12 protein-coding genes are annotated in these 12,525 nt (G+C 63.6%); 8 read left to right on the plus strand and 4 right to left on the minus strand.

The genetic code is table 11. The annotated features are described in order from the left end of the window. Positions 1–85 precede the first annotated feature (85 nt). Positions 86–1,843 (minus strand): helix-hairpin-helix domain-containing protein, encoded by a 1,758-nt coding sequence (locus H145_RS0112880; protein WP_019948571.1) that lies wholly within the window; start codon positions 1,841–1,843, stop codon positions 86–88. Positions 1,844–2,040: 197 nt separating this feature from the next. Between H145_RS0112880 and H145_RS0112885 the strand changes: the two genes are divergently transcribed. The 7 genes from H145_RS0112885 to H145_RS0112915 all read left to right on the plus strand — a co-directional run bounded on the left by H145_RS0112885 (position 2,041) and on the right by H145_RS0112915 (position 7,198). Beyond that, positions 2,041–2,529 carry a DsrE family protein gene (locus tag H145_RS0112885; RefSeq protein WP_033426226.1) on the plus strand — a complete coding sequence of 163 codons (489 nt, stop codon included), beginning with the start codon at positions 2,041–2,043 and terminating at the stop codon, positions 2,527–2,529. A gap of 84 nt (positions 2,530–2,613) precedes the next feature. Then, the gene (locus tag H145_RS0112890; protein WP_019948573.1) at positions 2,614–3,012 is read left to right on the plus strand and encodes a hypothetical protein; all 399 of its coding nucleotides are present in this window, start codon (positions 2,614–2,616) and stop codon (positions 3,010–3,012) included. Positions 3,013–3,086: 74 nt separating this feature from the next. Further along, positions 3,087–3,467, plus strand: a complete 381-nt coding sequence (locus H145_RS0112895) for a hypothetical protein (protein ID WP_157541523.1) — start codon at positions 3,087–3,089, stop codon at positions 3,465–3,467. A gap of 139 nt (positions 3,468–3,606) precedes the next feature. Then, a complete protein-coding gene (locus H145_RS0112900) occupies positions 3,607–4,221 on the plus strand; it encodes a DUF6252 family protein (protein WP_157541525.1) in 615 nt (204 codons plus the stop codon). A gap of 81 nt (positions 4,222–4,302) precedes the next feature. Then, positions 4,303–4,755, plus strand: coding sequence for a hypothetical protein (locus tag H145_RS0112905; RefSeq protein WP_019948576.1), 453 nt, complete (start codon positions 4,303–4,305; stop codon positions 4,753–4,755). Between the two features lie 99 nt (positions 4,756–4,854). Next, a complete protein-coding gene (locus H145_RS0112910; RefSeq protein ID WP_026351490.1) occupies positions 4,855–5,271 on the plus strand; it encodes an EVE domain-containing protein in 417 nt (138 codons plus the stop codon). Positions 5,272–5,542: 271 nt separating this feature from the next. Then, positions 5,543–7,198, plus strand: a complete 1,656-nt coding sequence (locus H145_RS0112915; protein WP_019948578.1) for a hypothetical protein — start codon at positions 5,543–5,545, stop codon at positions 7,196–7,198. 161 nt (positions 7,199–7,359) lie between these two features. On the opposite strand, the gene H145_RS0112920 is transcribed toward H145_RS0112915, so the two are convergent. The 3 genes from H145_RS0112920 to H145_RS0112930 all read right to left on the minus strand — a co-directional run bounded on the left by H145_RS0112920 (position 7,360) and on the right by H145_RS0112930 (position 11,247). Beyond that, positions 7,360–7,920, minus strand: coding sequence for a DUF4252 domain-containing protein (locus H145_RS0112920; protein ID WP_019948579.1), 561 nt, complete (start codon positions 7,918–7,920; stop codon positions 7,360–7,362). Between the two features lie 192 nt (positions 7,921–8,112). Further along, the gene (locus H145_RS24985; RefSeq protein WP_019948580.1) at positions 8,113–9,588 is read right to left on the minus strand and encodes an OmpA family protein; all 1,476 of its coding nucleotides are present in this window, start codon (positions 9,586–9,588) and stop codon (positions 8,113–8,115) included. Between the two features lie 369 nt (positions 9,589–9,957). Then, complete coding sequence (locus H145_RS0112930; RefSeq protein WP_019948581.1) at positions 9,958–11,247, minus strand: aminopeptidase P N-terminal domain-containing protein; 1,290 nt, start codon at positions 11,245–11,247, stop codon at positions 9,958–9,960. Positions 11,248–11,383: 136 nt separating this feature from the next. Between H145_RS0112930 and H145_RS0112935 the strand changes: the two genes are divergently transcribed. Then, positions 11,384–12,412, plus strand: coding sequence for a glycosyltransferase family 9 protein (locus H145_RS0112935; RefSeq protein ID WP_019948582.1), 1,029 nt, complete (start codon positions 11,384–11,386; stop codon positions 12,410–12,412). The last annotated feature ends 113 nt before the right edge of the window (positions 12,413–12,525 follow it).

Here is a 12,525-nt window from a genome sequence, read left to right on the forward strand (position 1 = left end):
AACAGTCAGCAGCGATACGCGAAGCAGAAGCTTCGCGCTACATTCGTTCTGCGTAAGCCCTATTTATATTCAGCCAAAACCTGCATTACCCAAACAACGAATCCTGGAATTCGAGCGGGGGCTTGATGTTGGCTTTGCGTTTCGCAAAATACTCGGCCGCTTCTTCTACTGACTTCGTGTTGAAGGTTGTCGCCTTGGTGAGGCCGCCTTTGCGGCCCATCAGCACGCCGTAGCGCATGTCGGCGTAGCCGTTGGTGTGGTGGGCATCGGGGTTGATGCTGAGCTGTACACCCTGCTCCAGCGCGTAGTGCACCCAGCGCCAGTCGAGGTCGAGGCGCCAGGGGTTGGCGTTGATTTCGATGATGACGTTGTGTTGGGCGCAGGCGTCGATGACGGCTTTGTGGTCGAGCGGGTAGCCTTCGCGGCGCAGCAGCAGCCGGCCGGTGGGGTGGCCCAGCATGGTGGTATACGGGTTCTCGATGGCCCGCAGCACCCGCGTGGTGGCTTTGCGCTCGTCCATTTTCAGGTTGGAGTGCACCGAGGCCACGATAAAATCGAAGGTTTCGAGCACCGCCGGCGGGTAGTCCAGCCCGCCATCCGACAAAATATCCGACTCGATGCCCTTGAAAATGCGGAACGGCGCCAGCTCCTCATTCAGCTGGTCGATTTCCTGGTGCTGCTGGCGCACGCGCTCCACCGAGAGGCCGTTGGCGTAGTGGGCGGCCTGCGAGTGGTCGCAGATGCCGAGGTACTCGTAGCCCTCGTCGCGCAGGAAAGTGGCCATTTCGCGCAGGCTGTGGGTGCCGTCGGAGTAGGTGCTGTGGTTGTGCAGCGAACCGCGCAAATCGCCGGGCTCCAGCAGCTGGGGCAGCTTGTGCTGGCGGGCCAGCGGCAGCTCCCAGAGGCCCTCGCGCAGCTCGGGCTCGATGTATTGCAGGCCGGCGCGCTTATACAGGTCGGCCTCGGTGGCGAATTGCTCGCGCTTGAGCCACTGGCGCAGGCTGGCGGGCTGGCCGGCGGGTTGGGGCTCGTCGGTGAGGGCGCCGCTCAAGTGGGCGTCGGTGGCCGAGGTCAGCAGCAGCTGGTTGGTGAAATCGGCGGGCGAAACCAGGCGCACCTCCACCTGCACGCCCGAAGCCGTGGCCGCGCCGCGCCAGGCAAACGGGCCGCTGCGGCGCGGGTCGGCGGTGAGGCCCTCCAGCTCGTTGAGGGTCTGGCGGGCGGCCGCGGGGTCGGTGGTGGCCACCACCAGCTGCACGGTTTCGATGGTTTCGAGGCGGCGGCGCACTTCCCCGCTCACGGCGGCCTGCGCGGTGCCGGGGGCGGCTTCGAGGCGCGCCAACAGCTCGTGGGCCAGCTCCTCGCCCTGCGGATAGAGCACTTTGCCCCGGCTCTGGTCGGTGAAATCGAGGGCGTCGAGCAGGGCCTGCTGGGTTTTCTGGCCGAAGCCCTTGAGCTTGCTCACCTCGTCGTTTTCGGCGGCCGTGCGCAGCTGGGCAGCATCCTCAATGCCCAAATCTTTCCACAGCGTGCGGATTTTCTTGGGGCCGATGCCTTTTATTTTCAGCAGCTCGACTACGCCGGGCGGGGTGGCGGCCAGCAGCCGGTCGAGTTCCTCAAACGAGCCGGTGTCGAGCATTTCGGCCACTTTGGCGGCGGCGGTTTTGCTCAGGCCGGTGCGGTCGGGCAGGCCGGTGCGCTCCACGTCGGCCACCGGGAAGCTGAGGGCCTCCAGGGCGTTGGCGGTGCCTTCGTAGGCCCGGATTTTAAACTGGTTTTCGCCGTGCAGCTCCAGCAGCTGGGCCGCCAGGCGGAAGGCTCGGGTTAGGGCGCGGTTGTCCATGCGGGCAAAGGTAATGCGTGGGGAGGTTGGGTGATGGGGTGATGGGGTTGCGTTGGGTGATGAGGTGATGAGGTGATGAGGTGATGAGGTGATGAGGCTATACGCTGATTCCGGCCCGCCCGCTGCCCGGCGCCAGCGGCCGGCCCGCACGGGGCGCCCGGCTAAGCCCGCAGCACGCTTTTGCCGTACTCCTTTCCATGACGACTCCCCGACTATTGCTGACGGCGCTGCTGCTGAGTGGCGCCACGCTTCCGGCCTGCGCCCAGACCACGCCCGCGCTCAGCCCCGACCAACAGGCCTTCCGGCAGGGCACTTTCCAGGGCGCCACCGCTGACAAGGCCCAATACAAGGCCATTTACCAGCTCAATACCGACGACGCCCGGCATATTAAAATGACGCTGCGCAACATCCGCAACGCCCTGGCCGACCCGCGCCTGCAGGGCCGGCTGGAGGTTGAGCTGGTAGCCTTTTCGGGCGGCATCGTGGCGTTTCGGCGCGACCAGCCCTACGAGGCCGAGCTGCGGGCGCTGCTGGAGCAGGGCGTGATTCTGGCCCAGTGCCTGAACACCATGCGCGAGCGGAACGTGAGCCAGCAGGAGCTGTGGCCGTTTCTGGCCTACGTGCCCAGCGGCAATGGCGAGCTGATTATCCGCCAGGGCCAGGGCTGGGCGCTGGTGCATCCGTAGCCGCGGCCCGGCCGGGTGGGCGGCTATCCGTTCCCAAATCTGTATTTTACCGGCCCAACTCCCCTCACCCCTTCCCTTTCCGCTATGCGTCTGTTCACTGTTTTTGCCGCTCTGAGCGTACTGTTGCTGGCCGCCACCTGCAAGCCGCAGGGTGCCCGCCTGCCCCCCAACCTCAAGCAGCTGGAAGGCACTTGGCTGCACGCCCACGAAGAGGACCAGGCCGACGTGCTCGTGTACCGGCCCAACACCTACCCCTTCCCGCCCTCGCGGGGCCGCACGGGCTTCGCCTTCGAGCCCTACGGCCTGTTTACGCAGTACGACATTGCCCCCACCGATGGCCTCGAGGGCCACAAGGGCCACTGGAAAATGCAGAACGACCACACGCTGCTCATCAGCCTCGACGATAAGCAGGAACCCGATTATACGCTGGAAGTGGTGTCGCTGGAAGACAACGTGCTGAAGGTGCGGCGCAAAGATTTGTAGGCGGCTGCAACGCATTGGCGGGGCGCCGGCTCCTGCTGATGGGTGCTTTTGCCCGCTTTCTTTCCGCTCACTTTATGCGTTTACCCCTTTATTTATCAGCCGCCCTATTGATGTTTTCGGCCGGCTGCCAGAAGTCGGATGAGCCGACGCCCGACACCCTGCTGGGCAAAAACTGGTACAACACCACCCAGGCCGGCGACGACGGCCACACGATTTTCTCGACCACCAACCCCAACCTGGCCTGGACCTACGACGGGTTTCGCCTCGATGCCGACGGCAGCTTTGTGGAGTACGGCCTCGATGCCGCTTTCAACCCCGAAACCCGGCCTGGCAGCTGGAAGCAGGAAGGCAGCCTCAAGTACCGCATCAGCTTCCAAAACCCGGCCCGCAAAGGCTACCTGCTGCGCATTGCCAAACCCGCCGCCAACCAGCTCCAGGCCCGCCGCGACTACTAAGCGGGCGGCATTTTTCGGATCGGCTGCGTATGCATTACCGACCGGCTGACTCCCGGCCCACGCGGCTGGCGTAAGTGTCAAGTATTGGTAGCACAGGTCCCTTTCCTGCTACGTTTACACCCTATTACCCTCTTGGCTTATGCGCATCCCTTCTCTTCTGCTCGGCCTGTCATTGGTCCTGGTCGCTCCCACCTTTTCCAGTTGTAAGCCGGACAACGCCACGCCTCGCGAAAAACTGCCCCCCGCCACGGACAAGGGCCTGGAGACCGGTGGCTTCCGGCTCGACGGTGTGCTGTGGGTGGCGCTGCAACAGCACCTATTCGCCCCCAGACAAGTAAGCGCCTCCATTATCCGCGCCTACGACGGCCAGCCCGGCTACGCACTGAGCGTTTTCCTGTATCGTAGCCCCGTCGACGAAGGCTATTCCAACCCCGGTACCACACTGATACTGTATGTGCCCAACATCACGGGCCCCGGGCGCTTTGAGCTGGGGCAAGTCGTGCCCACCAGCATTCCCTCCGATTGGCCGGCCTACGGGCTTTATACGGCCCCCGACAACTACCCGGGCACTGTTCCTTACAGCAGCTACTACACCGGCCGCGGCCCCGGTTCAACCGGTCATGTGCTCATCACGCGCTTTGATAGGACGGCCCGCGTAGTCAGCGGCACCTTCGAGTTTACGGCCGGTACGGGCAGCAGCCAGGTTAAAATAACCGAAGGCCGCTTTGATGCCCCGTTGGAGGTCAAGTTTTAAGCCAGTTCTTAACCCTGAGTTGGTTGTATCGGGCCAGCGGTTGGTCAAACCATTATCTTCCACCATTTAATTAATAACAACATGCGTGCTTCCCTGCTGACTTTATTAACCGCTACGGCGCTGGCCCTGGGCGCCTGCGCATCCAATCAGCCGGAAGCTCCGGTGGAAAAGCAACTGGATTCGCAAAGCGCTGATACGGCGTTGTTCGGGCAGCTGTGGCTGAATTCCTACGAGTCGCGGCCCACCGAAACGCCCACCTACCGCCCCGAGCAGTACACCTGGGCCACCCAGCCCGAGCGCTACAACATGCCCATTGAGGGCGGCGACGGGTTCCGGCTCGACGCCGACGGCAAGGGCGTGTACGTGGCGCCCGGCATCGGCACCGGCCCCACCACGCACCCGCTCACCTGGCAGCGCGAAGACCCCGCCAAGCGCGTGTTCCGGCTGCACCTGACCGACGATTCGCAGCCAGATATGCGGCTGGAAGTGGAGTCAGTAACGGCCGACCGCCTTACGGCCCGCTACCTGCCCTAGCCGGCCCGGTAGCCCGGCGCGGCTTTGCGGCCCGGCAGCTCCCTGGGGGTGGCCGGGCCGTTTTGCGTTATGTTTGCCCCCAAACCCACCGGCATTTTCATGAACTACTGGCTTGTTAAATCGGAACCCGCGGCGTATTCCTGGGACGAGTTCGTGCGCGAAGGTGGCACCGACTGGACTGGCGTGCGCAACTTCCAGGCCCGCAACTTCCTGCGCCAGATGCAGCCCGCCGACCTGGTGCTGTTCTACCACAGCGTGAGCGACAAGCAGGTAGTAGGCATAGCCGAAGTAGCCGCCCCCGCCGCCCCCGACGCCACCGCCCCCGCCGGCACCGACTGGGTGGCCGTGCGCCTCACGCCCCGCCAGCCCCTGCCCACGCCCGTTACGCTGGCCCGCATCAAACAGGACGAACGCCTGACCCAGATTGCCCTGCTGCGCCAGTCGCGCCTCTCGGTAATGCCCCTCAAACCCGAGGAATTCGACGTGCTGCTGGAGTTGGGAGAGGTGAGGTGGTGATTTGGTGAAATGGTGAACTGGTGAGATGGTGAGTTGACGTTCACTGTCATCCTGAGCGCAGCGAAGGACCTATATAGAAGCTATTATCTGATGTTAGCTTCTGTATAGGTCCTTCGCTGCGCTCAGGATGACAGTGAACGTCAACTCACCATCTCACCACCTCACCATCTCACCTCAGGGCATCATTGGGTGGGCGCCGATGTTAGGCGGAGCCCGGGCTTCTGCGTATCTTACGTAAGCCCTTCTCCCTGAACCCCTGGTGCCCGCCGCTATGCGCTACGCTTTCCTGCTTTTTTGCCTGCTGACTGCCGCGCCGGGCCTGCTGGCGCAGAAACCCGACGCCCCCCGCCCACCTCTGGAGCCCCGGCAGGAGCGCCGCACCGAACTGCCGCTGGAGCTTTACAACAGCGACGTGCAGGTGCAGCCGCTGGCCGAAGACAGCAGCGTGGTCGTGCTGGTCGAGCAGGACGGCCGCCTGACGAGCAGGCCTACCTATTATTTTCAGAAGCTCGATTACCGGCTGCAGCCTGGCCCGGTGCAGCTGCTGGAGGTGCCGCGGGGCTACGAGTTCCAGCGCATCTGCGCCGAGGGCACCGACGTATACGCGCTGTTCAGCGGCCTGGTAGAAGGTACGCTTTGGGTGGCCGCCTTTGATACGCGCACCGGCGAGCTGGCCACCGGCGAGTTCAAAACCAAGCGCGCCCGCCAGGTGCACAACCTCACGGCCCTCGATGGCAACCTGTTTGTTACCGTGGAAGTTGACCAGCACCTGACGGTGTTGCTGCTGAATCTGCAAACGGCCCAGTTCCAGTTTCTGCCCTCGGTATATGAGCCGCTGCCGGCCCGCTTTACGCTGGTAGCCGACTCGGCCACCCGGCGGGCCGAGCTGATTCTGAGCGAAACCAACGGCTTTAAGTCGCGCCTGCAGCTCAAGCAGCTCGACCAGCAGGGCCAGCTGCTGCGCTCCGAATTCGTGCAGGCCGGCTCCGAACGCGGCCTGCTCGATGCCCAGCTCAGCTCGGGCGACAGTGCGGCCCGAGTGCTGGCGGGCACCTACACGCTGCGCGACTCGCGCTTCTCGCAGGGCCTGTTTGCGGCCGACCTGACGGCTGGCACCACGCCCACCGGCCAGCGCCGCTCACTGCGCTTCTACGACTTTCTCAGCTTCAAGCACTTCTTTGATTTTATGAAGCCGGCGCGGGTCGAGCGGCTGCGCCAGCGCCAGGCCCGCCTGCGCGACGTGGCCCGCCAGCCGCGCCACCGCTACCAGCTGCTCATGCACGATATGGTGCCCACGGCCAACGGCTTTACGCTGGTGGCCGAGGTGTACTACGCCCGCTACACCGGCGGCAGCGGCAGCTACGGCCTGCCCGGCAACTTTGGTAGCCTGCCCTACGGCCTGCCTACGGGCTTCGGCTACCCCTCGCGCTACAACAGCTTTTATAGCAACAACAGCCGCCGCCCGCCCAACGGCTACCACTTCAGCCATGCCATCGTGATGGGCCTCGACCGGCAGGGCAACCTACTCTGGGACAACTCCTTCCTGCTCGAAGACATCAACCGCTACCAGCTGGAGGAAGTGGTGGCGCTGCGGCCCATGGCCGACGGCCGGCTGGTGCTGGCCTACCTCAAGGACGACAAGTTCTTCTATAAAATAGTCGACCAGACCACGCCCTCGCCCAACGACTGGCAGGTTCGCCTGCGCACCAACCCCGCCGCCGCCGCGCCCGCCGAAACCGCCCGCAAAAACGGCGAAAAAGGCGGCGAGAAAGGCGGCGAAAAAGGCGGCGAGAAAACCCTCAGCACCTACCAGGAGCACCTGCTGCCCTGGTACGGCAGCCACTTTCTGGCCGTTGGTTACCAGAGTGTCCGCCCCGAAAGCGGCCGGGTGCGCGACGTATTCTTCCTCAACGACCTGGCCTTTTAGCAACCCATACCGGCTGGCTGCTGACGCTACCACAGCCAGACGCAGAAGCCGGAAAAGCGCCGGCCCTTACTTCCCGAACCGAACCAGATAGCGGCTCAGTTCGGGAAGTAAGGACCGGCGCTTTTCGTTTAGAAAGCCGTTTCCTAGCTTGAAAACGGGCGTTAGAAGCCGCCGGTGGCTACGTTGGGCAGCACTTTGCTTAGCTCGGCCACCTGGGCGCGGGTGAAGCTGCCACTGATGGCCATCAGCACAAACGAGCCGGTGGTTTTCTCGCCGCCCACTGCCACCAGTTCCGTTATCCGGTCGCCCTGCTCGCGCACCGAGTAGCGCAGCTGGTTCGGAATATCGGGGTCGGTGTCGGCTACGGGCAGGGGTTTGTACCGCTCGCTGGCCAGCAGGCCCGCCACTTCCCGGTCCAGCCCGTCGGCCACCAGTTTCTGGGCGCTGTTGCTGGTGGGCGTGAAGCTGAGGATTTTGGCGCTGCGGATGGACGTAAGGGCCTGGCTCAGGTCGGAGTTGCCGCCGAGCTTGCCCAGGCGGCCCAACAGAAACCGGGTGGCCAGCCCGGCATTCCAGTCGGTGGCCTTGAAGCCCGAGCGGTTTTCGTATTTGTTGAAGAACTGGGCCACCGTGCGGGCCGGAGTTTCGGGGCCGCTGGCCCGGCAGCCCGCCAGCCACAACAGGGCAAAGGCCAGCAGAAACGGAGCGAAACGAATTTTCATAAGCGTCTGATTCAGGTAATTCGGAATAGGAAAAATGCGGGCGGTACCACCGGCGCCACCGGTTGCTGTACGCAATACCCGGCCGGCCGTTGGGGCTACCGGGCCCGCGCCTGGGCCAAGCGCCAGGGCCCGGGCAACAAAAAAGCGGCGCACCCACCGGGTACGCCGCCTTTTTAGTTTGCACCGGCAGCCTTAGGGCTGGGGAGCGTTCGGGATGAAGAATTCAAATTTGAACTCTACCCGACGGTTCTTGGCCATGTTGTTGGCCGACGTGTTCGGAGCAGCAGGCTCCGACTCACCCTTGCCTTCCGTCACGATGCGGGCGGGGTCGAGGGCTTTGCCAGTGAAGTAGCGCTTCACCGAACCGGCACGACGCTCCGACAGACCCTGGTTGTACTCATCGGTACCGCGCGAGTCGGCGTGGCCGATTACCCGCAGGCTGTACTCGGGGTTGTCTTTGAGGGCCTGTACCATCTTGTCGAGGGTACCGTACGAGGTACGCTTGATCACGGTGCTGTTCGTCTCGAAGCGAATTGGCTGCTCCAGCTTGCGCAGGGCGGGGTTCACTTCCATGGGGCAACCGTTGGCATCAACGCGGGTACCGGCCGGGGTGTCGGGGCACTTGTCGAGGTTGTCGGCTACACCGTCGCCGTCAGCATCCAGCACCAGCGGGCAACCCGTAGCATCTACCTGCGTGCCGGCGGGGGTATCGGGGCACTTGTCGTTCTTGTCAGCTACACCGTCGCCGTCGGCATCAGGGCAACCGCGCAGAGCGGGCAGGCCAGCCTGGTCGGGGCACTCGTCGTCTTTGTCGGCCACGCCGTCGTTGTCACGGTCGGGGCAGCCCATCATGGCTGCGGTACCGGCTTCGGTCGGGCACTGGTCCTGGTAATCCGGAACGCCGTCCTTGTCGCCGTCGAGTGGGCAACCGTTTTCATCCACGGCTACGCCAGCCGGCGTGTCGGGGCACTTGTCTTTGCGGTCCGAAACACCATCACCGTCGGTATCCTTGGCTTTGCCGAGGTTGAAGCTCAGGCCCAGCTTGTGCTGCAGGTACCGGTCGTTCTTCTTACCCACGTTGGTAATACCGTCCACCTGGTCGGTGAGCGGGTAGTGCTGGCCGGTCTGGATGAACAGGCCCACCGTCTCGGAGAAGTTGAACTTGATACCAGCGGCGGCTTCGATATCGAACGCATACACGTCCGAGTTCTTTACCACCTTATCGTTGATATCATACAGGTCGGGGCTGGCGAAGAATACGCCGGGCTGCACCACCAGGTAAGGCGCGATGAACGCATCTTCCTTCAGGGCCCAGCCGTTGTTGAGCTTCAGCTTAATCGGAACGCCCACGTTTACCACGTTGGCATCGAAGCGCCGGATGGGGTAGTAGGTGTTCTTCGGGTAAGGGGCCGAGAACTTCATGTCGCCGTAGCTCAGGTCCAGGCCAATGTCGAGGCCGGGCGCGATGTAGCGGCTCACCGTTACGCCGGCGCCGTACTCTACCTTGTCGTGCTTAAACCACTCCGAGCCCAGGTCGCCGTGGTACTGCAGCCAGTTGTAGTACACGCTGATGTTGGTCTTACGGTCCGATGTCTGCGCTTGCGCATCGGGGGCCAACGACAACATCGCCAAGCCACAGGCCGCGATGGAGGTTAGGATTTTTTTCATAAAGAAAGAGGTTTGAAAAGGCAAAGGTATCTTTTCCGGCCGTTGAACCGCACCGGCGGCTGTGTGCCCTGTTCTCCTGCCTATACCGGCCGAAACAAAATTAGGTTGCTCTAATATGTCTTTAATTTTGCCGCCAGTACCACTTCCAGCGCCGCTACCGCCCACCGAATCAGGCGAATCAGGCCGATTCCGGGTTCGCGCAGGCAAACCCAAACATTGGTGCCAGCAGTGGCGGCCCGGCAGCGAAAAAGCGGGCGAAAAATATTTTTAAACGAGCCGAATTCCGGTCCAAAAAGTAGGGCTGGCCGCCATTTCCGGAGTCGGAAACGACGGCCAGCCCTATTGACTAACGCGGTGGCGGCGCGGGGCCTAGCGGCGCATCAGCCGCTCGATGTCGTCGGCTTCGAGCGGGATGTTCTTCATCAGGTCGTCGTTGCCGGTTTTGGTGATGAGGATGTCGTTTTCGAGGCGGATGCCCAGGCCCTCGGCCGGAATGTAGATGCCCGGCTCGCAGGTGTACACCATACCCGGCTCGAAGGTGCGGTACTTGTGGCCCACATCGTGCACATCGAGGCCCAGGTAGTGGCTGGTGCCGTGCATGAAATACTGCTTGTAGAGCGGCGCGGCGGGGTCCTGGTTTTTCACATCGGAAGCATTCAGCAAGTCCAGCTTAATGAGCTGCTGCTCCATTTCGGTGCCCACGGCGGCGTGGTACTCCTCGATGTTGCCGCCGGCCACGAGCCGGGCCGTGGCAAATTTCATCACGTGCAGCACGGCCTCGTACACCTCGCGCTGGCGCTTGGTAAACGTACCGCTGATGGGAATGGAACGCGACATATCGGCCGCGTAGTTGGCGTACTCGGCCCCGAAATCGAGCAGCATCACGTCGCCGGCCTGGCACTCGCGGTCGTTGCTGACGTAGTGCAGGATACAGGCGCTGGGCCCCGAGGCGATAATGGAGCCGTAGGCCGGCCCGCGCGAGCCGCTGCGCAGAAACTCGTGGAAGATTTCGGCTTCCACCTCATACTCCATCACGCCGGGCTTCACAAAGCCCAGCAGGCGGCGGAAAGCGGCCTCCGTAATGTCGGCGGCCTTTTGCATGAGCCGGATTTCCTCGGGGCTCTTGATGGCCCGCAGCTGGTCGACGAGCCGGGAGGCGCGGCGGTACTGGTGCAGCGGGTAAGCTGCCTGCAGCTGCTTGATGAAGCGGGCGTTGCGGGTTTCCACCGCCACCACCGCCCGGATGTGCTCGTTGCCGGGCAGATACACGTTGTCGGCCTCGTTCATCAGGGCCGGCAGCACCGACTCGAACGAATCGAGCCACATGATGGTGCGCACGCCGGTTTGCTCGCGGGCCTGCTCCTTGGTGAGTTTGTAGCCTTCCCAGATGAGGATTTCGGGGCTGGTTTCCTTCAGGAACAGGATTTCGCGATGCTGGGGCAGCGTAGCATCGGGGCAGATAACGAGGATGCTTTCCTCCTGGTCGACGCCGCTCAGGTAGAACAGGTCGTTGTTCTGGCGGAATGGCATGGTGCCGTCGGCGTTGGTGGGCATGATGTCGTTGGCCTGGAAGATGGCCAGCGAGTTGGGCGGCAGCAGCTTGCGGAAGCGGCGGCGGTTTTCGATGAACAAATCGGGCAAAATAGGGCCGTAGCGCATGGTAGCAGGGATGAGGTAGAATGGATGGCTGCCGCCGAAACGGCCGGGCCAAGTTAAGTAGATTACGGTTCGGGGCGAAAAAGAACCGACTCTGCCTTCGCCGCCGCCGTATCTTTGTGGCCTCACCCGCCCTGCCATGCCCGCTGCCGCTCCGCCCGCCGTCCTGCTCATCCAGACCGCCTTTATCGGCGACGTGATTCTGGCCACGGCCCTGCTGGAGTACCTGCACCGCACCGAGCCCGCTACGCCGGTAGATTTTCTGGTGCGCAAGGGGAATGAAGGGCTGCTGAGGGGCCACCCGCACGTGCGGCAGGTATTAGTCTGGGACAAAAAGCACGACAAGTACCGCGGGCTGCTGGGGCTGCTGAAGCAGATTCGGCGCACGGGTTACGGCCGCGTCGTTACGCTGCAGCGCTTCGCCAGCACCGGCCTGCTGACGGCCTTTTCGGGCGCCCCCGAGCGCGTGGGCTTCGATAAAAACCCATTCGCCCGCTTCTTCACGCGCACCGCGCCACACATTATTGAGGACGGCGTGCACGAGGTAACGCGCAACCTGCGCCTGTTGGCCCCCGCCTACACGGGCCCGGTGGTGCCGCCCCGCCTCTACCCTTCCGTGGCCGACGAGCAGGCCGCGGCCGACGTGGTGGCAGCGGCCGGCGGCGGGCCGTATATCTGCATTGCGCCCACGTCGGTGTGGTTTACCAAGCAGTTTCCGGAGGCGCAGTGGGTGAGGCTGCTGGCCGCGCTGCCGCCCGAGTACACCGTGTTTCTGCTCGGCGGCCCGCCCGATACCGAAGCCTGCCAGCGGCTACTGGCGCAGAGTGGCCGGTCGGGGCTGGTGAATCTGTCGGGGCGGTTGTCACTGCTGGCTTCGGCGGCGCTGATGCGCGGGGCGGTGCTCAACTACGTCAACGACTCGGCGCCCATGCACCTGTGCTCGGCCGTGGGCGCGCCGGTGTGCGCGGTGTACTGCTCCACGGTGCCGGCCTTCGGGTTCGGGCCGCTGAGCCCGTTTTCGCGCATCGTGGAAATCGAGCAGCCCCTGCCCTGCCGGCCCTGCGGCCTGCACGGCCACGCCGCCTGTCCGCTGGGCCACTTCCGCTGCGCCCACGACATCCGGACGGAGCAGCTGCTGGCGGTGTTAAGTGAGGTGGTCAGGTTGTAAAAGAACGGTCATTCAGAGCGAAGCGAAGAATGACCGTTCACGCATTCACCACCCGTATCTTTGCAACCTACCGCGCGCCGGCGTGGTTATACCGGGCCGGGCTGGTGGGCGGC

Origin of the sequence: Hymenobacter aerophilus DSM 13606 (assembly GCF_000382225.1) — a bacterium.
Classification (GTDB): Bacteria; Bacteroidota; Bacteroidia; order Cytophagales; family Hymenobacteraceae; genus Hymenobacter; species Hymenobacter aerophilus.